This window comes from Desertivirga brevis, from assembly GCF_017355835.1.
The window spans coordinates 72957-97105 of the sequence record NZ_JAFEWF010000014.1; the positions used below are offsets into that span (position 1 = coordinate 72957).

At 41.1% G+C, this 24149-nt stretch carries 17 protein-coding genes; 3 read left to right on the forward strand and 14 right to left on the reverse strand.

The features are described 5' to 3' along the window. Nucleotides 1-421 precede the first annotated feature (421 nt). Entirely contained in the window at nucleotides 422-1633 is a 1212-nt protein-coding gene (locus J4N25_RS25070; RefSeq protein ID WP_207424641.1) for an ROK family transcriptional regulator, read from the forward strand. Here the strand turns inward: J4N25_RS25070 and J4N25_RS25075 are convergent. The 14 genes from J4N25_RS25075 to J4N25_RS25140 all read right to left on the reverse strand — a co-directional run bounded on the left by J4N25_RS25075 (nucleotide 1619) and on the right by J4N25_RS25140 (nucleotide 22519). Next, a complete protein-coding gene (locus J4N25_RS25075; RefSeq protein WP_207424642.1) occupies nucleotides 1619-2428 on the reverse strand; it encodes an alpha/beta hydrolase in 810 nt (269 codons plus the stop codon). The two genes, J4N25_RS25070 and J4N25_RS25075, sit on opposite strands and share 15 nt — an antisense overlap. A gap of 52 nt (nucleotides 2429-2480) precedes the next feature. Further along, nucleotides 2481-3680: a copper amine oxidase gene (locus J4N25_RS25080; RefSeq protein ID WP_207424643.1), complete on the reverse strand. Its 1200-nt coding sequence runs from the start codon at nucleotides 3678-3680 to the stop codon at nucleotides 2481-2483. Nucleotides 3681-3778: 98 nt separating this feature from the next. Further along, nucleotides 3779-5350: a beta-N-acetylhexosaminidase gene (locus J4N25_RS25085; RefSeq protein WP_207424644.1), complete on the reverse strand. Its 1572-nt coding sequence runs from the start codon at nucleotides 5348-5350 to the stop codon at nucleotides 3779-3781. A 29-nt stretch (nucleotides 5351-5379) separates the two neighbouring features. Next, nucleotides 5380-6222, reverse strand: coding sequence for an N-acetylglucosamine kinase (locus J4N25_RS25090; protein ID WP_207424645.1), 843 nt, complete (start codon nucleotides 6220-6222; stop codon nucleotides 5380-5382). Between the two features lie 93 nt (nucleotides 6223-6315). Beyond that, nucleotides 6316-7365, reverse strand: a complete 1050-nt coding sequence (locus tag J4N25_RS25095; RefSeq protein WP_207424646.1) for a glycoside hydrolase family 43 protein — start codon at nucleotides 7363-7365, stop codon at nucleotides 6316-6318. A 213-nt stretch (nucleotides 7366-7578) separates the two neighbouring features. Next, nucleotides 7579-8457, reverse strand: coding sequence for an ROK family protein (locus tag J4N25_RS25100; RefSeq protein WP_207424647.1), 879 nt, complete (start codon nucleotides 8455-8457; stop codon nucleotides 7579-7581). A gap of 9 nt (nucleotides 8458-8466) precedes the next feature. Next, nucleotides 8467-9648 (reverse strand): glycoside hydrolase family 76 protein, encoded by a 1182-nt coding sequence (locus J4N25_RS25105; protein WP_207424648.1) that lies wholly within the window; start codon nucleotides 9646-9648, stop codon nucleotides 8467-8469. Between the two features lie 27 nt (nucleotides 9649-9675). Beyond that, nucleotides 9676-12045, reverse strand: coding sequence for a GH92 family glycosyl hydrolase (locus tag J4N25_RS25110; RefSeq protein ID WP_207424649.1), 2370 nt, complete (start codon nucleotides 12043-12045; stop codon nucleotides 9676-9678). Nucleotides 12046-12050: 5 nt separating this feature from the next. Beyond that, nucleotides 12051-13262 carry a glycoside hydrolase family 76 protein gene (locus J4N25_RS25115; protein WP_207424650.1) on the reverse strand — a complete coding sequence of 404 codons (1212 nt, stop codon included), beginning with the start codon at nucleotides 13260-13262 and terminating at the stop codon, nucleotides 12051-12053. An 88-nt stretch (nucleotides 13263-13350) separates the two neighbouring features. Then, nucleotides 13351-14466, reverse strand: a complete 1116-nt coding sequence (locus J4N25_RS25120) for a SusE domain-containing protein (RefSeq protein ID WP_207424651.1) — start codon at nucleotides 14464-14466, stop codon at nucleotides 13351-13353. Between the two features lie 14 nt (nucleotides 14467-14480). Beyond that, the gene (locus J4N25_RS25125) at nucleotides 14481-16085 is read right to left on the reverse strand and encodes a RagB/SusD family nutrient uptake outer membrane protein (protein WP_207424652.1); all 1605 of its coding nucleotides are present in this window, start codon (nucleotides 16083-16085) and stop codon (nucleotides 14481-14483) included. Between the two features lie 20 nt (nucleotides 16086-16105). Next, on the reverse strand, nucleotides 16106-19252 hold the full coding sequence (locus J4N25_RS25130; RefSeq protein ID WP_242696026.1) for a SusC/RagA family TonB-linked outer membrane protein: 3147 nt from the start codon (nucleotides 19250-19252) through the stop codon (nucleotides 16106-16108). Between the two features lie 19 nt (nucleotides 19253-19271). Then, the gene (locus tag J4N25_RS25135; RefSeq protein ID WP_242696027.1) at nucleotides 19272-20705 is read right to left on the reverse strand and encodes a sugar porter family MFS transporter; all 1434 of its coding nucleotides are present in this window, start codon (nucleotides 20703-20705) and stop codon (nucleotides 19272-19274) included. Beyond that, the gene (locus J4N25_RS25140) at nucleotides 20702-22519 is read right to left on the reverse strand and encodes a class I mannose-6-phosphate isomerase (protein ID WP_242696028.1); all 1818 of its coding nucleotides are present in this window, start codon (nucleotides 22517-22519) and stop codon (nucleotides 20702-20704) included. Before J4N25_RS25140 ends, J4N25_RS25135 begins: the two co-directional genes overlap by 4 nt. 223 nt (nucleotides 22520-22742) lie before the next feature. On the opposite strand from J4N25_RS25140, the gene J4N25_RS25145 reads away from it, so the two are divergent. Together J4N25_RS25145 and J4N25_RS25150 are read left to right on the forward strand one after the other, a co-directional pair. After that, on the forward strand, nucleotides 22743-23474 hold the full coding sequence (locus J4N25_RS25145) for a GntR family transcriptional regulator (protein WP_207424653.1): 732 nt from the start codon (nucleotides 22743-22745) through the stop codon (nucleotides 23472-23474). Next, the gene (locus tag J4N25_RS25150; protein WP_207424654.1) at nucleotides 23471-24088 is read left to right on the forward strand and encodes a hypothetical protein; all 618 of its coding nucleotides are present in this window, start codon (nucleotides 23471-23473) and stop codon (nucleotides 24086-24088) included. The genes J4N25_RS25145 and J4N25_RS25150 overlap by 4 nt, the downstream gene beginning before the upstream one ends. Nucleotides 24089-24149 lie beyond the last annotated feature (61 nt).

Genomic DNA, 24149 nt, shown 5'->3' on the forward strand with positions numbered 1-24149 from the left:
TTAAAAAGATTTATTCGACAAACGCCTTTTTTCTTGATCTTTTTGAAAGAAAAGCAGAAAATAACCTCCCACTTCCTTACAAAAGCAGACTATTTTAAAGATTAATAAAAAAAACAGCATTTAAACAATACATTTTTAAAGAAAAAGCTTCATAAATATTAAAATCACCAAGACAATAGATCTATATGCCGCCTAAAAAAAGCAACAGATACATCAATAGCAGCAGCAATGCTATTAACTGACTTAAAAAACAAGAAAAATGCGGGTTCTCGCGGTTTATAATTCAATGCAATTTAATAAAAGATATCTAATAAATACAAGATGTTTTTTAAATATTTTAAAAAGTACAAGATTTATAAGGGCCGAGCATCAGAAAAATAGGATTTATACTTATTATTGTATTAGAACTTGCTTGACACGGATGACCTTTTTTGAGGAATTAAACAACGACAATATTACGGGGGTAGCTTATAAGAATATCAATATTAAGAAAGCCCTACTTGCTTATTTTGCCAATTCCGGAAACTCTACGATTGCCGACCTTTGCAAGGAACTGGCTCTTAGTGCTCCAAAAGTGAACAATCTACTCAACGAGTTAATTGCCGATGGCTTGGTTAAAGATTATGGAAAAGTAGATTCTACCGGAGGAAGAAGACCGAACCTCTATGGGTTATTACCCGAATCAGCTTTTTTTATTGGGGTTGATGTAAAGCAAAGTCACATAAATATCGGCATTTCTGACCTTCAGAAGAATATGGTAAAACTGGCGGAACACCTCCCGTACCGCCTGAGTAACAACCAGGAATCCCTAGACGAATTATGTAAGCTTATCTCTACTTTTATAGAAGAGTTTAATGCTCCAAAAGACAAGATCTTAGGTATAGGGATCAATCTTTCCGGACGAATTAATTATGCCACAGGATACAGCTATAGTTTCTTCCATTTCCACGAAGAACCTTTATCAAAAATTATAGAATCACAGCTTGGAATAAAAGTATTTCTTGAAAACGACTCAAGAGCAATGGCTTATGGAGAATTTTCGTCTGGGGTGGTTAAAGACGAAAAAAACGTATTATTCCTTAACCTGGATTATGGTTTGGGAATGGGTATAATGCTTAACAGTCAGCTTTATTATGGCAAGTCGGGTTTTGCTGGTGAATTTGGACATATGCCTCTGTTCAAAAATGAAATTATTTGCCACTGTGGAAAAAAGGGATGCCTGGAGACGGAAGCATCAGGATGGGCTCTAAAAAGAATGTTTAAAGACAAGATTACGACAGGCTCGTCAAGCATTTTAGATCTGAAGGCTGAGAATATTGAGCTAGAGGATATTTTAGAAGCAGCCCAAAATGATGACACACTTGCTATTGAACTGATAGCACAAGTGGGAGAAAACCTGGGCCGTGGAATTGCACTACTGATCAACATCTTCAATCCGGAACTTGTAATCTTAGGGGGAAGCCTCGCAGAAACAGGTGAATTTATACGCCTCCCCATTAAAAGTGCTATTAACAAATACTCCCTTAGTCTTGTAAATGCAGATACGCAGCTCAAAATTTCCACCTTAAAAGAGAAAGCTGGGGTAACAGGTGCATGCCTCCTGGTCAGGAACAGACTATTATCGCTTAGTTAGACCGGTAACCGCAAGGCGATTGAAGAATTCAAAATGAGCCAAGATAGAGTGCGACCAATATGAGCCGGTATGAGCTCCGGGCTGGGCAATATAAGTAGCCTTTATTTTAAGCTCATCACACTTTTCGCGAAACTTACGACTGGTGATGTAGAGATAATCCTCTGTCCCCGAATCAAAAATTATTTGTTTGCCCAATCCGGCAATATTTGGCAAGAGATTTACCACCGAGCAACTGTCAAAAGCCTTATTATCATCAGAATACTGACCCAATATTGCAGCAAGAGTAGTTTTCTTAAAACCTGAATATCTAAGGTTTAAAACCCCGGAGGTACTACCTGCACTCATAAAAATCTGAGGGTGGCGCAAAAACAGCCACATAGCACCATGACCACCCATACTTGCACCGGTAATAAATTGCCTTTGCGGATCAATAACGTAACGCTTCTGAATATAAGGTAAGAACTCCTCCATGAAAAAAGACTCGTATTGCAGACTATCTTTATTTGGCGAATTCATATACCAGCTTTTCTTCAACCCATCAGGACAAACAATAATGAAACTATACTTATTGCTCAAGGCCTGAAGATCCACAAGCTTGCTCCAGGACTTATAGTTAGCCGAATGACCATGCAGTAGATAGACAACGGGATATGACCTATCTTTTTTGTAATTCTCTGGTTTGTATACCAGGATCGAATCCTGGGTTCGAAGATACTTTGAGTCCAGCACGAGCTTATCCTGTGCAAATATCGATATCGGAAAACACAGGAATAATAATAAAAACAGCGATTTCATATTCTCTGAAAGAACGTTAATCTTTTCTTAGCAATACCAACAATAACATCAATTATTTCAAATCCACGGGAATAAAGATCAAAGGTGTTGGCAAACAAGAGGCTCCCGGCGGGGAATACGTCAGGTTAATGGTTTGCTCTTGACCATTAGGCGCAGGAGGAAATACCTGAATTACTATTGCCTCTGGAGCTCCACGGGTGGTGAGCTTATCGGAAGGCAGCTTTACAATCCCCTTCTCAAACTTACCCTTATCCACCACCATAGTCATGGCCATTCCATTACACCATTTATTATCAGCCGAACGCGAGTTCCAGCTTACCAAAGCCAAACCTTTGCCATCAGAACTTTTCCACTTCATATTAATATTATACATCACTCCGTAATTTCCAGCAAGCTTTGCCTGTTGGCCACGACTACTTTCCTTGCCTAAAACCCATGGATCTATTTTACCATCAGCCAACATGATCTGAGCTACACCATTTTTGGTGTCGACCACTCCATCCGTTATTATGTCATAATTACTAACACCAAATACTCCACGCCCTGCTCCGCTATGCCCTTTTGGAGGAAGAATATTCTTGATCCGTTTTAGCGCCTCAGGACCTTTCTCTTTGGGAGAGGTTTGAATAATACTTATCTCTGCTGGCTGATCAATCACGAACTCATAAAAGCCGTGGACCAATTCATCATACTTTACCACATTCTTCTCCAGCTGCTCGTCAACCGGGATAGCTTCTCCCGGCTTTATTGTCCTTACCCTTTCTTCTCCATTTGAAGCGAAATAATCTGCAAGACCCTGTTTACCAATTTGAAAATAGTTTGAACTTGGCTTCTGCGAAGAGTACTTGAGCATTCGCATGTTGAGTTTTGAAGATCCCAGGTTCTTTATTACCGCAGTAATCTTCCTTTCAATTTTTTGCGGGTCCTTTACTCCGTTCACATTATAGACATATAAACGTACAGCGCCCGGCTGAACTTTTTCCTGCAATGATATCCCTTCAGGCTCCCTTATATACTCAGGATCATCGGATATTATATACTGAGGACCAGGCAATACAACCTTTTGATAATTTATCAGAGGAAACTTTTCAGTAAGAAAACCATCAAGAGAAATAACGCCTCCTTGCTTAGCATTAATGATTTTTTGGTTCTGTTCGGCGGTGATCGTCTGCGAATAACCAAAAGCAGATACCAGTAAAGAAAAAGCAAGAACAGACCCTTTAGCAAGCGTTGAAATTGAAGTAGAGATCATAATTAATGTGTGTTTGTATACCAGCTTGATTGTAAATATAAGAATAAAATTAACAAGACAGGTACACTTTTTAAATATTTTTAAAAAGAAAAAGAAGACTAATCTTTCAGATATTTTATGCCTGCATCTTGCCAATGCAGATAGAACCAGGAAAGCCTGTCCCGAAATCCTTCATATGATTTGTTTTCTTTCTGAGTCCATCCAACTTCTGCATAAGCTGCAAGTTTGGGAAACACCCTGCCATGCAGATCATCCACCAGGGGGATCCATTCGCTCCACATATGACAGGCAGAACCTAGAAATTTCTGCCTCTCTTCCAAAGGCAATCCTTCGGGAACAGGTTCAAAGCCATAAGCATCCTTCAGCTTAACTTTTTCAATGTCCATATAAGTTTTATAGTTGATGGAATTCACTATTTCATATCCGTTTTGGGCGGCCTTCTTCATCAGCTTTACATCCCCTTTCCAAAAATCGATAATAGTATTTGGAGCGAGACTACCACTGACTTTTAAATCGCCATTTGCTATCTCGTCGTGGATCTTATCCCCGAGGATCTCATTCCAACCCATCATTCTTCTACCCTTTGACTCAAGATAACGTGAAACCGTATTCATATACCAAAGCTGCAGGTCGGCTGAAGAAGATAATCCCTTTTCCTTAATAAATGCTTGCACCTCATCCGACTCGTCCCAGTGTTTGTATAGCACTTCATCACCGCCTACATGGATCACCTGGGAAGGAAAAAGTCGAATAACCTCATCCAACACATCCTCTACGAAGCCTCTTACCCGTGGATCGGAGACTTTCAGCACATTTGGCTGGTTGGCAAACGAAAAAGGTACCGTGATTGGAACCGAAGAACTTCCTAACCAGGGATATGCAGCTATTGCGGCGCTGGTATGTCCTGGAATATCAATTTCGGGAATTACAGTAATATGCCTTTCCGCGGCATACCGGATAATCTCTGCTACATCCTTCTGGCTATAGAAACCACTATGAGCCTTTCCGTCATAAAAGCCTCTGATGCCATTGATCTTGATCTCTGAGGAATCTCTCTTTCCTCCAACTTTAGTAAGGAGAGGGTATTTTTTGATTTCTAATCGCCAGCCTGTATTATCCGTTAAGTGCCAATGGAAAATGTTCATTTTCAAAAGCGCCATCTCGTCTAATAACTGCTTGACTACCTGCTTCCCTTTAAAATACCTTGCCTCATCAAACATGAACTCTCGCCATGCAAAGCGAGGATGATCAACAATAGAAAGGCAGGGAATAGCGATCCTTCCGCGGGAGTTATTCGCGATGATTTGTTTTAATGTTTGAATACCATAATAAACTCCCGCAGCACTTCCTCCTTTTATAGTCACTCCTTTTGAATCGATCGCTAGTTCGTACCCATCCTTAGTTCTCTTGGCTATTGAAGAATCAAGTGAAAGAATAACAGATAAATTCCGCTTGAGCCTGTTTTTTTTAAGTGAATTGAAGCAGGATCTCACCAGGCGCTGCTCTTTTGCCAAACTCTTCGGACCATGAACTGTTGGTTGGCAATCAAATGTAAGATTATCGTTTGAAGAAAGCATCTTAACTGGCGCAGGAATAACTCCTGGAAATTGCTGGGCATACGTCTTCCAGGCAAAACCCGCGATAAAAAAAAATAGGGTGGTTTTTAACATCAGCTTCCTGAGTTGAAATGGCGGAATGATTAGAGTAACTGCTTTTGAAGATGATATTCAATGAGTCCATCCATGGGCGACTGAACAATCTTTCCCGGCTGCATCTCAAACTCTTTAGAGACCTCTGTTAGAATATCTGCAAACACAAATCCCACAGAACCCACACAGTTGAAACTATGGCTTTTATAATCGGGATATAAGCTTACTAAATTTAAAAAAAAGGATTTGAAAGCTTCTTTTATGACTCTATGGGAGTAGTCGCAACTGTTTATAAGGAACTTTGAAAAAGTAGCGCAAAACCGGTTCGGTAAAGGCGCCGAATACACATTATAGATCAATTGATCATTTTGGTAAGAATAAGTACTCTGGAACCGTTCCCTTACCGTTGTGGGCATCGTGTTTCTCAGATAATCTTGTAACACCCTCTTTCCCAAGTAAGCACCACTACCTTCATCCCCGAGGATAAATCCTAAAGAATCAATATTAATAGAGATATTCCCTTTACTGTAAAGACATGTATTTGAACCTGTTCCAAGAATAGCAACAAAACCATCTTCAGCTCCTAAAGTACCGCGTGCAGCTGCAAGCATATCGGAGGATACAAAGACTTCTGCCCGCCAAAAAACCCTTGAAAGAGCTTGCTGGACTACCGAACCTCTGTCGGCATCACATCCTGCACCATAGTAGTAAACGGCCTCAACAGCTGCAGTAGAAACACTGCTATCCAAGGATTTGAGAACTGAATTAGCTATATAATTACCAGTAACGAAGTAAGGGTTATAACCTTCTGTTTCAAAGCGTTTTACCTCCCTGCCTTTTTCTACTGCAGACCAGGTAGTTTTAGTGGAACCACTATCGGCTATCAGAATCATATTTAATATTTTTTTTAAAAGTAATAAAAGTTTTTAAAATAAATTAAAAACTACTTTCTATAATATTTACAATTCTGGAGGTAGAACCTGAAACTACTTCTTTTTCACCTTCTTTAAAGCCATATCATTATCGTCGAGGTCCTGACCAAAGTCGGGCATTCCATCTTTTGTCCATCTTAACACTCTTGCACGGGTATGTCTGTTTGGATCATAAAGCGACTCGCCCTTGATTTCTTTATAGTCGCGTGCATGGTAGATCATGATATCTGTCTTACCATCTTCTGAGACTGTGAAACTATTGTGTCCCGGACCGTAGCGTTTAAACTTTTCGTTAGTAAAAAAGACTGGTTCAGGCAGTTTATGCCAGGAACTCGGATCCAGAAGGTCAGCGGATTCATCTGCCCACAGAAGTCCCAGGCAGTAATTAGCGTCAGTAGCACTTGCAGAGAATGTCATGAACACTTTTCCATTCCGGACGATGACAGCAGGCCCTTCATTCACACGGTACTTTTTCGTCTCCCATGCATATTCAGGTTGTGATATTACTACCTGCTTATCATCCAGGGTGGTAGGACTTGTCATTTTGGCTATATACAAACCGGTGTTACTTACTGTGTTTGAAGCTCTGTCAACCCATACCATGTATCTCTGACCTTTGTGCACAAAGGTGGTTTCATCAAGAGTGAATTCATTCCTTTTACTTACGATCTGCCCTTCTTCCTTCCACTCGCCTTTCAGAGGGTCTTTTGAGGAATTAGACAAAGCATATTTCCTGATCTCCCATTTATTTTCTGCAGAGCCCGCAGCAAAATATATATACCATTTCCCTTCAATAAAATGAAGCTCGGGCGCCCAAATGTGGTTACCCATTATGCCCTTATCATGCTTACGCCATACAACTACGGCCGGCGCATTCTTGATCCCGTTAATGGTCTTTGAAGCTCTCAATTCTATCCTGTCATATTCGGGAACAGTGGCTATGAAGTAATATATCCCGTCTGATTTAGTGACGAAAGGATCTGCGCGTTGCAGGGCTATCGGGTTGTCAAACTGGTTCTTCTTCAGTTTTTGCCCCTTAACATTCGATACATTCAGTGCAAAAACTGTTATAAGGGCTATTGTTAAAATTTTACAGAATCTCATTCTCCTTTAAGCTTGGTCAGTAACAAAAGAAATTGTTACTAATATAAGGTTAAGTTATTATCGATGTTTATTGTAAGGAAAATTTTGAGTATGAATGTCGAAGCAGGAGAACTTATGCTTTTATTAAGCAATACGCTAACTAAAAGCGATCCTCCTGGGAAGAGGATCAGCTTTGTTATATAACCAATATAGAGAAGGACAAATTGAGGAATATTATGAAGGATTTGCAGTACTCTGAATAAGGCTGGCTGCACCTATTATAGCAGAGCTCTCGCCCAATTCAGACACAACCAGTTCTACATTTATGCCGTTTTGAGTTAAAGCGGATTGTACGGCTGGCAGGAAGAAGCAGGCTGCCTTCGCAATGTTACCTCCAAAGACAATTGCGGTATAATTTTTATTTTTTATTAAGGGAATTAAAAAAGAGGAAAGATTGTGGCTGAACTCCGCGAAGATTATTTGCTGTTCGTTTCCTGTACCTGCACTTTCCACAATTTCCTTTACGTTGGCAACTTTTCGATCGAATAGTTCGAAGTATCTTTTCACGAACCAGCGAGACGAGAAGTAATTTTCGCAGATGCTGTCTGCAAATGGGTATTTCCAATACCCAGCCTCCTCTGTAGACTGATTCTCGAACGTAGCAGAACCAAATCCGGTACCAAGGGTGAAGCCTAACACTCTATCATGATCCTTTGCTGCACCGCAAAAAACCTCTCCCTGCAAAAAACAAGCAGCATCATTTGTGAATATGATCTCCTCTGCCAGAGGTTGAAGCTTTTTCAATAAAAGGTCCCTTAAGTTCAGGTTATACAGTGATTCATACTTGTTTAGCCCGGTAATTAAAGACAGCCCGTTCTCATAATCGAAAGGCCCGGGCATAGCAACACTCACTATTTTCGAGTTAGGGCTGAACAACAGGCTTTCTTTAAGCACCCCTGCCCATGCATTGATAATATCTTCAGTAGAGCCTTGAGAATCTATTCTTTCCCGCCTTAGGGAATTTTCTACTATTTTTCTATTGCTTATGTCGACGAGTGCCGCAGTAATATGCGAACCACCAATATCAACTCCAAGTATAACTGAGCTTTGCATCCTATTACTTTAATTCTTTTTGCTTATAATACCCAGACGCGCATATAATTCAGCGATACATGCCTCATCTAATAACCATTTTGGTTTCTCTAGTTCCGCTGTTCCAGGCAACCAACTATGAGTAATAAACCCGTATTTATCCCTTGAGTTATCCCAGGCATAGTTAAGGTCCTTTTCAATGGCCCCAAGATATTTATAGTTACCATCTTTCCGGTATAGTGACTCATATCCCCGAAAAAGAACTGTTACGAACCAGGGAAGATCAATATGAAAAGTAAGAGCTGGATTTTTATTAGCAGCAGAATAATGGTTAAAAGCACCTTCTGCAATAGCCTTGGCTTCCTTTAGATACTTCGGCTCTTTGGTGAATTCATAAAGCAATACGGACGCCTCGAGCATTGAACCGGAGTTATACGTGTAATAAACCTTATTAACTTTTCCATCTGCCTTTATATCATTCCAGTAAACACCATTAGGGTCGCGCAAGTTAGTATGCATCCAATCATAAAATGCTCTCCCCCATTTTAAGTAATATGCCTCCTTACTGCACTGGTAGATCTTTAAGGCTGCAAGAGTCGCCATGCCGTTACTGCAAGCTGGTTTTTGATCGCGATGGCCTTCCAGCCAGGTCACTCCCCCGCCTAGCTTTTCATCCCAGCCACTTAAAATGAACTCAAATACTTCTTTTGCTCTTTTAAGGTAAAGCGGGTTTTTAGTATTTAAATAAGCTTCGGCATAATCAATTGCTACCAGACCATTATCGTCATAATACCGGTCTGCCTTTTCAAATTTTCCCGGATATGCCTGATAGCCCACCGGCTTTCGCAGGCTATCACGATAACTTTCGACACCAGCTACGAGGCTATCCAAATAGGGAAGGAATTTCGCTTTCTTTCCCGGGACTTTTAATAAGACGTTTGTGGAAGACCATACTCCGGAGAAAGGCCATAAGAAGCTAACCTCTTTTTCTTTTACAGCGCTGCCCTGGAAGTAATTAAGGGTGTCGGTACCTCTGGAAGGAAAGTTTTCTGCAAATAAATTATGGGACGGGACCCTGTAATGATGCCATACTTTATGATACATCTCTTCTGCCCGACGCAAATACTCGCTGCTTTTTGTACTATTTGGCTGAGCAAATAGCACATTCGTTATAAGAACGTTAGATATAATAAAGATTGTTGACAACTTCATAATTGAAGAATGAGATTATAAAACACCTTACTGCGTTGATGGAGGAGCAACAATGCCCCAGGCGGTATTTGGTTGGGCTCCCATTACTAACTGAAGCTTTCCACCCTTCATTAACTCGTCTCTAAAAAGCCAACAAGAGGTTAATGGCTTACCATTGAATCTTGCTGATTGTACATACACGTTCTGAGCTGAATTATTTTCTGTTTCTATAACCAGATTTTTGCCATTTCCGAGTGTTACCGTGGTGCGTTTAAAGATTGGACTTCCCACTTGCACAACAGGCCTTAGATCAGTGAAGCCTTTTACGTCAAATAAACCCAATGCCGATAATACATACCATGACCCCAATTGTCCCTGGTCTTCATCCTGACCATAACCGTATCCATGAATACTTTCAGTACCATAAAACTCATCACAAATTGCTCTTGTAAACTTCTGCGTTAGCCAGGGCTTGTTCGAGAAATTGAACAACCAGCTTATATGGAGGTTAGGTTGATTTCCATGGTTATAAAGGGAGCTAACGCCTGCAAAGGCATCAATCGTCTTTCCACCACCAAAGCCATTCTTTTGTGAATTAATAAAAATGTTCTCCAGGCGATCATTAAACTCCTGTTTGCCAACTGCATTAATTAAGCCCTCTGGATTTTGAGGAACAAAAAACGTGTACTGAACAGAATTACCTTCCTGAAAACCCTTCCAAGCTTGGTTCGGATCGAAATTGCTTATGAAATTCCCTTTTAAGTCCTTAGGATGGATAAGTTTTGATGCAGGGTTGAATAAGTTCCTCCAACCGTTTGAATACTTCATAAGCTTCTGGTAATCTCCTTCTTTACCCATTGCTTTTGCCATTTGAGCAGCAGCGAAGGCACTGTAAGAATACTCAAGGGTGTGTGAGGCAGAAAAAGTTGATCCGGTGGAATCAGTGATGAAGTTATTGTCGGTACCTCCGATAAAAGGACTATATCCTCGCTCTACAAAGGCTTTTACATCCATTTTTCCTGCACCCACTTTCCTGTTCTTCCAGCCCATTTCATTCTCATAAACTGCTTTGTAAGCAAGGTCTGTATCGTAATCCCTGATCCCAGCATTATAAGCTGCAGCAATTGCAAGTCCTACCATATTTGTACCTACACCTGAGGCGAAGCTGCTATTAGCAATACCGTCGCCAAACCATCCTCTTTCTTTATATACCTGCAGTTGAGTATGCACAAAGTTGTTATAATGCTGAGGGTAGGAGAGCGACCATAACTGCGTTAAATTCCAGTATCCGCCCCAGATAGCATCAGTATTAAGGAAGTCATAGCTGAATTTCCCTTTATTGTCTTTTGGAAGTTGCCCGATTGCCCCGTCATGTCTCGGAAAAGATCCGTTTACATCACTTGCTACCCCACGTCCGAGCAGAGCGTGAAATAGCCCTGTATAGAACTTCGTTTTGTTTGCCACGTTAGCATCTTCAACATACAATTTACTGAGCTCTTTTTGCCAGGTTTCTTGAGCGAGTCTTCTTGCTTTGTCGAAAGATAATTTTCCAGCCTCTGCCTGCAAGTTGAGTTTAGCATTCTCTATTGAAGTGTACGAAAGTCCAACCTTAAGTTCAATTGATTCATTATCCTGTGTTTGATACTCCATAAAAATGCCAGCACCCTTTCCGGAGGCAGAGTTTGAACCCTGTTGGATTCCGGCAGAAGTGAACGAACCTACTTTAGCTGGTTTCTTGCTGATCTCGCCGTAGATATACATAAAAACTCTACCCTGCGGATCGTACTGGACGAAATACTTTGGATAGGTTTTCACAAATCCCTCAAAATGCGTATCGTCTGTCATGCGAATTAGGGCGTCGTCGACTGGTCCACTTTCTCCCTGTACATTACCAATGTCTAAAATTATCCGAGACTGCTGATTTTGAGGAAAAGTATAACGATGAAAACCTACGTGTTTTGTTGCGGTTAACTCGGCCAGGATGTTATAGTCGTCAAGTTTCACCTTATAGTAACCCGGTTCTGCAAGTTCATTCTTACGATCAAAGTTGGAGCGGTAACCAGAACCAGGTTTTTCCAGGTCTCCTGGTTTTACTTTCAACTCACCGGCTGTTGGCATAAAACTCACCCCCCCTACCTGCCATTCGTGGAAATGAACAAATCCCTCTATAGAATTGTGGCGCGTGTCGTACCCGACAGCTTCCCAACCCTGGTTATTTCCATAACTTCCGTTAGTGGAGGGAGCCAATTTCGCCATCCCGTATGGTGTTGCTGCCGGGGTGTAAAAGAACCAGCGACTATGAGCAGTACCAATATTTGGATTTACGTATTTGAGAACGTTTTCACGTTTAACCCCGCAGGAGGCCAAACCAATAGCAGACAGAATCAAGGCTGTCTTGATATGCTTTTGTAATTTCATCTAAACTATTTACTAGTGCTATATTTTGAATATAATGCTTGTACTCTTTGCATCCATGCCTGGTCGACTCCTTCAATTTCCGGAGAGCGATCAGAACCGTCCATTCTTGCAAAAAAGTGATAGGCCTTGGTTGTAGAATTCCTGTTAGAAACATTCAATCCATCGATATTCTGTTTGGCATAATTAAGCCAGGTTTGATTGTTATCCGCTTCGTACAGGCGTATCATGGCCTGCGACCCCCATGCGCACCATGCAGGATTTACGCGATTATCAGTTGTATTGAAGATATATTGCTTACGTGATGCATTCCACAAAACGGTATTCATTGCCGCACCCAATGCCTGAGCCCGTTGGAGATAAGATGGGTCGTTCATTACCTGGCTATAAATTATATATGCTTCTACCATGATAGCATTATCATAAGTAAAAAGCTCATTGTGTTTAACACCATTACCCGCTCCATCAATTTTCCAGATAAACAGCCCGCGGTTGGTATCAAACATTCTAGTGGACAACCAATTGTTAACAGATATTGCCCAATCGCGATAATAACTCTCTCCGGTTATCTTATATAAACGCAAGAAAAGCTGTAGTGCCAGTCCGTTCGATTGCGTCGGTTTTTCTGGTTTTGTAGTGTTCCACCAGAAGCCACCTCCGTAAGTATTATCCCAAACACCCGCGTTCATCAGCCAGTTTGCGCAAGCTCTGGCTTTAGCAAGGTAAGCCTCTTTGTCGGCTCCTGTGGTCACGTCATAGGCTTCCAGATAAACCATTCCGGTTAATGCATTATCATCGATGTACTTATCTCCTGCAGCCCCGGTACCATCTAAATTGGCTGCCGCAAAATACCCTCCTATGTTAGAGTTTTTATCCCACATGTTTTCCATCCATTTAAAAGTTTTGTTCATGTAGGGAAGATAAGATGCGTCACCTGCTCCAATCATGGCAGCATCTGCATAGATCTGGCTCGTAATATACCACTCGTAGGCATTCTGAGAATGATTCGTTGTATTAGCCCTATAGCTGCCGTGAGATGTAAGGAAGTTGCCTAAAATGAAATTATGGGTTTCTTTTGCCAAATTCATATAGGATACCGGCTCTGAAGCTGGCGGAGGGGTGACGGGAGTTACCGGCTCCGGTTCTGTTTTATCTTTCTTGCAGGAAGCAATTACAATCATAATGAATAATGCCCACCTGGTTAAACGTAATCTGTTCATCACTTATCGTTGTTGAGTATTTGATTAAAAGGAACACCAGCAGCAAGCACTGATGTTCCATTGTCTTTCAGAAGATGAGTGCGTCTGACTAAAGCACCGTTACCTCGTGAGTATATTCCGCTCCAGCACCAAAATTTACAGTCACCTTAACGTTTTTATTATCAGCTGCCGGTGCAAACTTATAGGTATTAGCCCACTGATCGCTTGTTTTCTGCTCAAGGAAGAAGTAGGATGCAGGTTGACCCCCTGGGCTCACATTATCAGGCTTTGAACTTCCCCAATATTCTAAGCCTGAAGAAGTATGTAAAATAAACTTATACCGTTCGTCTCTGCCCCATGAAAAAGGAAAGAATTCAACAGGCATACTTGCTACTTCCCATACTCCATTGCCTTTATATGTAAGCTGGCCTTTCTCTGCATTATATGCAGACTGGTATAAGCCTATACTTTGAATTTCTGTTTGTAGAACAGTAGCTGCGTTGAAGTTTAAACGATAAACCTTTGTAGGTCCGGCGACAGTTATTGGAGAATCACCTTCTTTAACCTTTCCGTTCTCGATGTAAAATTTCTTCCCTCCTGCGCCTGGCTTATCGGTGAGATAATAGGTACCCGCCTTTAAAGAAGTGAAGATTTCAAACTGACCATCCCCTTTGTTTTTAAGTTTTAGAGCCTTAGTAATATCCTCTCCAGCTTCAGTTGCCGATCCTGTGATATATAGCTCAGCTGGTATTTCTGCTAATCCTTCGGGTCTCTTTAAAGTCATTGTACGACTTACGGAACCGAGTTTACGGTTAGTGCCCTTTGAAGCAAGAACAGTCCATTTAACTTTTCCTGTCCCTGCAGAAGGTATACCCAACATCGCAGCAATTCTTATCAGGTCAGTATGAAAAAGCGTCTTCTGGGGCTGAACACCGTTTCCATTAGATAAAACCTTATAAACAGGGTTACTAAAATCTCCATTCTCACGATCGAAAGCAATTTCGTACAAGACTTTATCGCCATCCTCTGCAACTGCTTCTGTCCATTGAAATAACAACGGTGTATTGTCTGCTTTTAATTCGATACTGGTTTGATCAGCTGGCAAAGACAGGCTGCCAACAGTGCTTAAGTTCTCATTCAGGGCGGTAGTATCCTCCTTACAAGATACTATGGCTAGCAGCATAAGCAACAGGGCCATGCTGTATACTTTAATTACACTTTTCATATTCTGGTTCTGAATTAGTAGTTAGGATTTTGAGGATTTAAATTCGGATTAAGTGCAATTTCTGCTGCTGGTATCGGCCACAAATAATTCTTTGAAGCATCAAACTGGCGTCTTTCTGCACGTATATACCCATTGTCAATGCCAGGATCGCCAAACCTTGCACCGTGTGCATATCCGTTTAAAACTACTTCAGCTATCTTCCACCTTCTGATGTCATCAGTTCTAAAACCTTCCATAGCCAGCTCGCTTCTTCTTTCCCTTCTGATAGTTTCGGTCATGTTTGTATTTCCGGGATAGTTTAAGGCCTCCGCATTGGTAAAGCCAGCTCTTTGGCGCAGAGCCCTAATTGTTCTATTCCATACATCCTCGGTCATTTGTCCAAGGCTGTTCTTTGCTTCAGCATACATTAGTAAAACTTCGGCATAGCGGATAAGATGAAGATTGAGGCCTGACCTGAATTGATTATCAACAGAAGTTCTGTCGAAATATTTATGCCAGTAATAACCTGTTACTGAACCTTGTCCGTTCGGGTTATACTCGTTCAAACCTGGTTGATTTGGATCAGAGCCTGGTCTAATATAGATGGTTTGAGTTGTTCCATTAGGGTTAACCCAATTATACCTATCATAGACAATGGTAGCAGTTAATCTCGGGTCGCGGTTAACATAAGGATTATTTTCATTGTAACCTGATCCAGGATCTTCTATATTCTTACCATTAAGTAGAATATAGTTGTTAACAAGCTCCTGAGTAGGTGCCAGGTTATTTGTTCTTGCGCCAGCACTTCTGGGAGCAAAGTCAAAATATTCTGACCACGTTCTTTGGTTTGGCACATACTGAAGCGAAAGAATAGTTTCAGGATTATTTTTATTGACACCCAGATCATTGAATAAAGCAATATAACTTGGGTTTAATGAATAGGCTCCGTTTGTATTCTGATCATTCATCAGCTTCTCGCAGATTGCAGCTACTTCCGCCATTCTGTTACCTTCATAAAGCAATACCCTTGCCTGCAAGGCCAGAGCTGCAGCTTTTGTAATTCTGCCATTATCTGTTGCTTCTTTTTTGGGCAAGATTGTAGCAATCTCAGCTAATTCATCAACGATGAATTTTGCAACAGTTGCCCTCGGTGTTCTACCGATTGTTTGAGCCTGCTCGGGAGTGATATCAAAGTTTATCAGAGGAATATCTCCAAAAACTTTCATCAGGTTGAAATGATGAAATGCCCTGATAAAGCGGACCTCTGCTTTCATTCTATCTATTGTAGTAGAAGGAAGAGAGGTATTTTCGTCTACATGGGTAAGAAAAAGATTACAGGATTTGATGCCCGAATAATAATACCCCCAGTCGTTTAAGAACCCGGGATGGGCTGAATTGAAGCTACCACTTGCAACAATTTCCCTTGCTGAAACTGCGTTGTCAGACAGCGCTTCATTGTAGAAGTACAAGCCGCTGTTATACATCCCGCTATAATTATTATTTAACGCGTTCTCTACATTTTCGCTGAACTTCCAAAAGGTCAGATCAGAAAAACGGTCAGTAGGTGCAAGGTCCAATTTTTTACATCCGCCTGCTACCAATATAGGCAGTAGTAAAAGAAGATATTTTAAACGTTTCATAATTGGTTCTTTAAATATTATTAAAAAGTGATGTCAAGCCCGGCTCCATAGAAAATAGGCAGGGGATAATTACGCGCACTGTTTGATGAAGAGTTTAAAGCGACATTATTACCAAACTCGGTGGTTTCAGGATCAATAAATTTCAGTTTAGTTAATGTAAGCAGGTTTTGCCCAATTAACGACACCCTTGCCCTGCGAACCCCAGCCTTTTGCGTAAGAGCCGAAGGAAGAGTATAACCGATATTTACGTTCTTTAAACGGGCATAAGCGCCGCTGAACCTATAAATATCTGAACCGTAACGCCAATTATTGGTATTGGATGGAGACCCAATCGCTGCGAGTCTTGGGTACTTAGCATCAGTATTGGTTGGTGTCCAGAAGTCAGTTTGATTTTCATACATAGTAGCCCCGTAGTTGTAATGGAATGGCTCTACTTCTTCACCGCGTAAGAATAGGTCACGTTTTCCAACGCCCTGAATAAAGAATTGAAAGTCGAAACCTTTATAAGCAGCTCTATAGGTAAACCCAAATGTAAACCTTGGGAAAGGATTACCGAGTACCACCCTATCCTTCTCATCGATAAGTCCGTCACGGTTTTGATCCACGTATTTAAGATCACCCGGCCCAACATCCACACCTGCAGGTTTTGCATAGGTGTTCACATCATTTTCATTCTGAAAAAATCCGTCTGTTTTATATCCGAAATACTGGGTAATAGGTTCGCCAACACGCCTGATAAATGAGAATGCATCTGTGTTCGCTATTTGCTCTGTTACCCCACCTGTTAATTGCAGTAGCTTGTTATTATTGTCGGCCAAATTAAAGCTAAAGCTCTGTTTAAGATTCTTAGAGTTTACGGCATATGATAAAGTAGTTTCCCAACCCTGATTTCTCACTTTTGCGATGTTCTGATCAGGAGATCCTGCTCCAAACAACCTTGGTACATCTTGTCTTGATGCTAATATGTCGCGGGTTGTTTTATTGAAAAAGTCTAGCGAGAAATTCAATTTATTATTGAAGAACCCTGCGTCGAAACCAAGATTGAAGGTTGCTGACTTTTCCCAGGTTAAATCAGGGTTTCCTAAATTATATCCGGCACCGCCAACAACTGTATTATTAAAGCCATAAGAATTCGGATAATTAAAATATGTTGTCTGATATTGATAAGCTGCTACCGACTGATTTCCCGTAATGCCATAGGAGGACCGCAGTTTCAATTGGTTTACTACTGATCTAACAGGGCTCATAAATTGCTCCTCCGTTAGCATCCACGATGCTCCGATGGAAGGAAAAAATCCTGCACGGTTACCTTTAGCAAATCTTGAAGCGATATCCTCACGGAACGTACTTTCTAAAAAGTACCTATTGTTGTATGAATAGGCCAATCTGCCGAAGAAAGAATTAATACTCCACTCATTTGTAGAGTTAATACTATTATTAGAATTTACAGGATCGATAATGGTACCGGTGGTAGGAGTTCCAAGCAATGGGTCCGTCAATGTCTTTTGCAGCTGGAAGCCTTTTGATTCGTAGGACTCATTGCTGGCTCCAAGGAGTACTCTAAAACTATTTAATTTCAGCGTTTTATTATACTCAGCGTACAATTGCGTGTTGATCAGCATATTCTTAAAGCTATTATCAAACACCGTACGATCATCTCCATATACTCCGCTAGGAAAGTTTTTTACCATTGTCCTTCTAAAATCTGCGGTATTCGCATTGATGGTTCCACCAAAAACACCTGTTAATTTTAGATCAGGAGTAATTGATAGAGAACCATTCAGGCTTCCAAACACCTGATCGTTATTGCTCAAGTATCGCCCACCCTGCTCAAGAACGCTTTTAACGTTGTACTGTGAAGCCACGGCATTAGTAAGGTAATTTCCATCTGCATCCTGAAAGCTGTAATTTAAAGGCACTCTGTCTGCATCTGCAAATATTACCCAATCGGCATTAGAGTGGGATTTGTTTTGCGACTTTACATAGTTTAAGATGGTATTTAATCTGAACTTACCAACTTGAGAAGTTTGATTTAAACGAACGTTGTATTTCTTGTATCCGAAGTTTGGACCTACAAAGTTGCTCGCTTGCTCCTGGTAACCAGCCGAAATAGCATAAGAACTGTTTTCCCCGCCTCCAGAAATAGAAATATTCTGATTTAGTTGAGGGGCATCCTGAAGGAGGGATTGTCTTTGCCAATCGCCATTACCTTGTGCTTTAAATTCCTGTAGCTGATCTGGCGTATAAATAGGAGCCAAACCTGAGTTGATCAAAGAGAGGTTTTTATAATACGCATTGTCCCAACTGCTTACCTTTTTCAATCCAACATAAGCGTGCTGCGAACCGTAATTCCCGTTGTAGGAAACAGATGGCTTTTGGTTAAATTTACCGCTTTTGGTAGTAATTAAAAGTACTCCATTAGCAGCTCTTGAACCGTAGATTGCTGCAGAAACTGCATCTTTTAAAACTGAAACACTTGCAACGTCATTAGGATTTATCAAGTTGATATCTCCGCCTACAATTCCGTCGATAACGATTAAAGGAGTATTATCCCCAAGTGTTCCTAAACCCCTTATGTTCAGATTAACACCGCTTCCGGGATTAAAATTATTTTGTTGAATGATAAGGTTAGGGGCCTCTCCCTGCAAGGATTGCAATAAGTTAACAGATGGCTTTGACTCGATGTCCTGAGCTTTGATCTGGCTTACAGCCCCAGTAAGTGTTGATCTGTTCTGTGTGCCGTAACCAACAACAACCACTTCTGAAAGCACGTTATTATCCGGCTTCAAGCTAATGTTTAGTACCCGGGAATCGGTTACTGTTACCTGCTGACTGACATATCCTATAAAGGAAAATGTCAAGGTAACATTACCACCTGGCAGAGCTATCCGGAATTCCCCTTTCACATCTGATGTTGTTCCAGCAGTTGCGTCACTTCTGCGAATGGAAACACCAGGCAGAGGCTCACCCTTTTCATCTGTCACTTTTCCAGTGATGATGATATCCTGACTCTTTGCTTCTGCGTTAAAATAAATACGGTTCTCAGCCTTTACCTCAGAGGGTAAGACTCCAATATAACCGGCTGCAGCAAGGCATACAGCGAAACACTGTCTTTTTCCAAGAGACATCCATGGCCGGAATTGGTTTGGTAAGTTTTTGTATTTCATATAATTGGTTTATTTAGTTCTAATTATTGCGGTTGGCGTTATAACTTTCGGTCCAGTAGTTCTCGATATATTCAAGCGACTTCCCCTTGGTTTCGGGAATTAGTTTCCAGGTAAGCCACAGTGCGGGGGAACAGCATAAGGCAAATAACCAGAAGGTCCAGGATGCGCCAACGCCTTCCAGCATTACAGGCGTCAATTGCCCTACTATGAAGTTTCCGATCCAGAGTGACAGTGTTGCAAGGGCCATAGATTTCCCCCGGATTGCATTTGGAAATATTTCTCCGATCACAACCCAGCAAACCGGTCCAAACGAGAAGGCGAAACATGCGATAAAAGCCAGAATGAAAATCAATATCCAGGGTCCGGATATGATGTTCAGGGCAAACAGACCTCCTATCAGGATTAGAGACAACACTGCTCCTGTTATACCAACATAAAGAAGCGGCCGCCGCCCCCATTTATCAACAGTAAAAATTGCAACAAACGTAAATACAACGTTTACCAGTCCGATCGTTACTTGTCCGCCTAAGGCATTATTCAAAGTAAATCCAGCTTCTTCCAGTATCCTTGGCCCGTAATATATTACGGCATTAATACCACAGATCTGCGAGAGAAAAGGTAGCAAAAGTCCAATCCAGAGTGCTTTCCTGTAAACAGGTTTGAATAACTCACTTAAAGACTCATTCCTACTTTCATCTTGTGATAAATCAAATTCTTGGATCTCTTCTTCGGCAACTTTTCTGCCATTTACCCTAACTAAAATGTCGGTAGCTTTTTGCCTTTGTCCCTTCAATAATAGCCATCTTGGCGATTCGGGCACCAGAAAGATACAGAGTAGGAATATAGCCGCGGGAATGGCCCCAAGCCCCAGCATTGCCCGCCATACTTCCGCTGAAAAAATCTTGTTAAGTATTTGGCTTTCGAGATTTGGTGAGGTGTGACCGGCAAGGTAGGCATTTGAAAAGTAGGCGATCACTATACCAATAGTTAAGGCAAGCTGATATAAGGTTACCATCATTCCTCTGTATTGAGGGGGCGCAAATTCAGAGATATACAGAGGAGAAACCATAGAAGCAACTCCAATACCTACCCCTCCAACTAACCGGAAGATGATCAACGTACTGAAGGAATCGGTAAGCATGCAGCCAATAGAGGAGGCAAGAAACAAAATTGCTGAAATAAGAAGAACAGGTTTCCTGCCATATTTATCGCTCAACCTGCCCGATAATACTACCCCAGCAATACAACCCAGCAGGGCGCAGCTAACAAACCAACCTTCACTAACTGCATTTAAATTGAAGTCGTTCTTTACAAGAGTAACAGTGCCGGAAATAACTGCTGTATCAAATCCAAACAGGAATCCTCCAAGTGCAGCTACTGCACAGATCAGGTATAGAAAACCATTGCTTTTCTTTTCCATAACGTTGCTGGTTTCGTTGATTAAGGTGCTCATTTCAAAAAGGCTTTAATCACTTTCGCTTTGCCTTCTCCCATGTTTATAAGCTCATAATTGGAGGTGGCGGCTGGGATAACAAAGGTTTCCGCATAGGCAAACACCTGGCTGGATCCATCGGAGGTTTTCACCATCACTGAAGAGCCTTCCACTAGCATCATTACATGGCAGCAATTATCTGTATTCACTGCCATAGAGCCGGCGAATTCAAGTCGGTGTACATCATAAAAATGGTCGGCATGGGTTGGTAGGTGGACGATCTGCCAATCAGCACCTTCTTCCAAAACGTATTGCTTTGAGATCAGCTCTTGCTGAACCCGATCACCTTTTCTTTCGAAATCAAGGTTATTAAAGGCGTGGGCAATATTTATCGGGCGCGGTTTTCCCTCTAAATCCAGTCGTAGCCAATCGTACATTTTAAAAGTAAAAATGTAGGGGGTTGCACTAATTTCAAGCACAAGGTTGTCCTTACCAGAACTATGGACTGTTCCGTTTGGAATTAAAAACAGATCGTGCTTCTTTGCAGGATGGCATTGTACAAATTCCTCAATCTGAACTTCTTTACTTTGTGCCTGACTTGTTTCCAGAGCAGACCTAAACTCAGCAGCATCAATGTTTTCCTGAAATCCTAAGTACACCTTAGCATCTTCTTTGCAGTCCAAAATGTAATAGGTCTCATCCTGAGTGATATTTTCTCCGAAAACCTCTTGTATATACTTTAATCTGGGATGCACCTGAATGGATAAGTTGCCACCATCAAACGTATCTAAGAAGTCGAAGCGAATGGGAAATTCGTCTCCGAAAACCGGTGCATGTTTTCCTAATACCTTCGCCTGGTTGCTAAACATTAAGAAATCAAAAGAAACTTCGAGTAAATACCCTTCACTTTCAAAGACCAACCCATTTTCAGGGACGATCAGTTCAAATGACCAGGCATAATTAATCACATCTTTATTAAGGTTGTTAATGCGATCTTTAATCCATTGGCCTCCCCAGGCGCCTGGTTCAAACCAAGGTCTTACCCGAATCACCGATTGGCTAATTTTACTGAGACCCTCTACCAAAGCCTCTTTATACATCCAGTTAATATCATCCCCCCACTGCCCGTCCGCAATAACTTTAATCCTCTCGAGAATACTTTTTTTGTGGTTATTCAAAAGCACCCAATCCACAAAATAAAAACGCTTATACATACTGGTAGGCTCACTAGGAGATTCACAACCTAAATTGGTGATCGAGCCGGCACGCATTCTGAATTGAAGTTCGTTTTTGGGTAGGTCGACATAGATTACAGGAGCGTCCCAGTTTACTAAAGCCGCACCGCAACCAATAACAATATTGATATCATAACCAGGTTTTGGCTGTATTTCGAGTAACTCCTGATTATAGAGGTTTGATAATTCGAAAGTGCACTTACTACCCCAAACAGAATCATCTGCTCCAAGAAAGGGCTTTACCAACTTCTCAATTTCATCGGCGGACTTAAAAAAGTCAGATGTTTTTGAGATGTTAATTGTTAATCCAGCATTACGGAAAAAATCTGTTAAACCGGTTACTACATCGTCCCAAAAAATCCCTGCGTAGCCGTCTATAAGCACTTCGCGCTGCTCCATAATATATTGGGCAAGTCCCGCGTAGCCGTTAAATATCTTATTGTCTCCTAATGGGCAAAAGGGGTAGATGTTATAATCTTCTTCTTCAGTTGAATAGGTTTCCAGCTTAACAGGCATAAGATATTGGGTCGACTTTCTACGACTAATATCTCCACGTTCTGACTCCAATATAGATCTTTCTGATTCGTTTATAGTATTCATTTTTAATATTGTATGTACATATTTACTTTAAGGCAACAGCAAAATAGCATAATCCGGGATTTCTGGTTAGTTATCAATGGAAAACGCTGCCTTAAGCGATGATATGTACAAACATATAAATTATGTATTGAAATATAAAAGGGATTTTTTAAAAAAATATGTACGGTCTTTTTGTATCGACAAATTGATTGGGCAAGAAATAATTTTTAGTATTGTATTTTTTATGAAGAACTCCATTGATCACAAAAGCCCTATCCCCCTTCATATACAGGCAGAAGCTGCATTAAGAGAGCTAATAGCCTCTGAAGAGTACAGGAACGGAAAGATATTGCCCAATGAGGTAGAGATGGCTAAACTTATGGCGATTTCACGTACGACACTCCGGCAAGCAATAAATAAACTGGTGTTTGAGGGACTGTTAGTCAGGAAGAAACGGAAAGGAACGAAGGTTGCGGATAATGCAGTAAGCTCCAGGTCAAACAATTGGCTCAGCTTTTCTCAGGAAATGAAATTGAGAGGGATAACCATCAAGAATTTCGAGCTTCATGTTACATGGGTTTATCCAGACGAAAACTTAGCGAACTTTTTCGATATAGCACAAGACCGGCAGGTTTTAAAGATGGAGCGGGTCCGGGGAAGGCCGGAAGAACCTTTTGTGTATTTCGCTTCGTTCTTCCATCCCCGTATTGGTCTAACTGGAGATGAAGACTTTAAAAGACCATTGTATGAATTGCTTGAGCACGATTATTCTGTAATTGCAACTCTCTCGAAAGAGGAAATCAGTGCTAAAGGTGCCGATCAATTTATAGCTGATAAACTTAGAATTCCTGTTGATAGTCCTGTTCTACTGAGGAAAAGATTTGTTTTCGATCAGGGCGACAGACCTATTGAATATAATTTAGGCTATTACAAAGCCGGCAGTTTTGTATATACGGTTGAAAGCAGGAGAGAATGACCGGAAGAAAAGTACATTATGTTTCAGGACTAACAGTATCAATTTTTATTACCTTTCATTTATTAAACCATTTATCCAGTATTTATGGAGCTGGTGAACATATTGCAGTGATGAATACAATGCGATTCTTTTACCGCAATCCATTGGCAGAAGGATTTCTATTACTGGCTGTGCTTGCTCAAATAATTTCAGGCATGAGGCTATTCATGAAAAACAGAAAAACAGCGGGCACAACGTTTGAAAAACTCCAAATCTGGACTGGACTTTATCTAGCGATCTTTTATCTCGTTCATTTAGCGGCTGTATTTGGCGGCAGATACTTGCTACATCTTGACACTAACTTCTATTTCGGAGTCGCTGGCCTTAATTCATTTCCGACGAACCTATTTTTCATCCCTTATTACGGGTTTGCCCTTTTTTCATTCTTTGGCCACCTGGCTGCAATTCACAACAGAAAAATGAAACACACCATTATAGGCTTGTCACCAGCAGGCCAATCTATTGTAATTTTATTATCAGGAATAATTTTATCTTTTGCAATTTTTTACGGTCTCACAAATCGTTTTAATGGAGTAGCAATTCCAAAAGAGTACGATGTGCTTATTGGCAAATAAAACAAGCAAATGGTGCCAATTACGGGATAAAGAAGAGCTAAACTTGCGAAAGTTACTAAAC

Coding starts and splice junctions, on each gene's coding strand:
- J4N25_RS25070 (WP_207424641.1), top strand. CDS start 422: ATGACCTTTTTTGAGGAATTAAACAACGACAATATTACGGGGGTAGCT.
- J4N25_RS25075 (WP_207424642.1), bottom strand. CDS start 2,428: ATGAAATCGCTGTTTTTATTATTATTCCTGTGTTTTCCGATATCGATA.
- J4N25_RS25080 (WP_207424643.1), bottom strand. CDS start 3,680: ATGATCTCTACTTCAATTTCAACGCTTGCTAAAGGGTCTGTTCTTGCT.
- J4N25_RS25085 (WP_207424644.1), bottom strand. CDS start 5,350: ATGTTAAAAACCACCCTATTTTTTTTTATCGCGGGTTTTGCCTGGAAG.
- J4N25_RS25090 (WP_207424645.1), bottom strand. CDS start 6,222: ATGATTCTGATAGCCGATAGTGGTTCCACTAAAACTACCTGGTCTGCA.
- J4N25_RS25095 (WP_207424646.1), bottom strand. CDS start 7,365: ATGAGATTCTGTAAAATTTTAACAATAGCCCTTATAACAGTTTTTGCA.
- J4N25_RS25100 (WP_207424647.1), bottom strand. CDS start 8,457: ATGCAAAGCTCAGTTATACTTGGAGTTGATATTGGTGGTTCGCATATT.
- J4N25_RS25105 (WP_207424648.1), bottom strand. CDS start 9,648: ATGAAGTTGTCAACAATCTTTATTATATCTAACGTTCTTATAACGAAT.
- J4N25_RS25110 (WP_207424649.1), bottom strand. CDS start 12,045: ATGAAATTACAAAAGCATATCAAGACAGCCTTGATTCTGTCTGCTATT.
- J4N25_RS25115 (WP_207424650.1), bottom strand. CDS start 13,262: ATGAACAGATTACGTTTAACCAGGTGGGCATTATTCATTATGATTGTA.
- J4N25_RS25120 (WP_207424651.1), bottom strand. CDS start 14,466: ATGAAAAGTGTAATTAAAGTATACAGCATGGCCCTGTTGCTTATGCTG.
- J4N25_RS25125 (WP_207424652.1), bottom strand. CDS start 16,085: ATGAAACGTTTAAAATATCTTCTTTTACTACTGCCTATATTGGTAGCA.
- J4N25_RS25130 (WP_242696026.1), bottom strand. CDS start 19,252: ATGAAATACAAAAACTTACCAAACCAATTCCGGCCATGGATGTCTCTT.
- J4N25_RS25135 (WP_242696027.1), bottom strand. CDS start 20,705: ATGAGCACCTTAATCAACGAAACCAGCAACGTTATGGAAAAGAAAAGC.
- J4N25_RS25140 (WP_242696028.1), bottom strand. CDS start 22,519: ATGAATACTATAAACGAATCAGAAAGATCTATATTGGAGTCAGAACGT.
- J4N25_RS25145 (WP_207424653.1), top strand. CDS start 22,743: ATGAAGAACTCCATTGATCACAAAAGCCCTATCCCCCTTCATATACAG.
- J4N25_RS25150 (WP_207424654.1), top strand. CDS start 23,471: ATGACCGGAAGAAAAGTACATTATGTTTCAGGACTAACAGTATCAATT.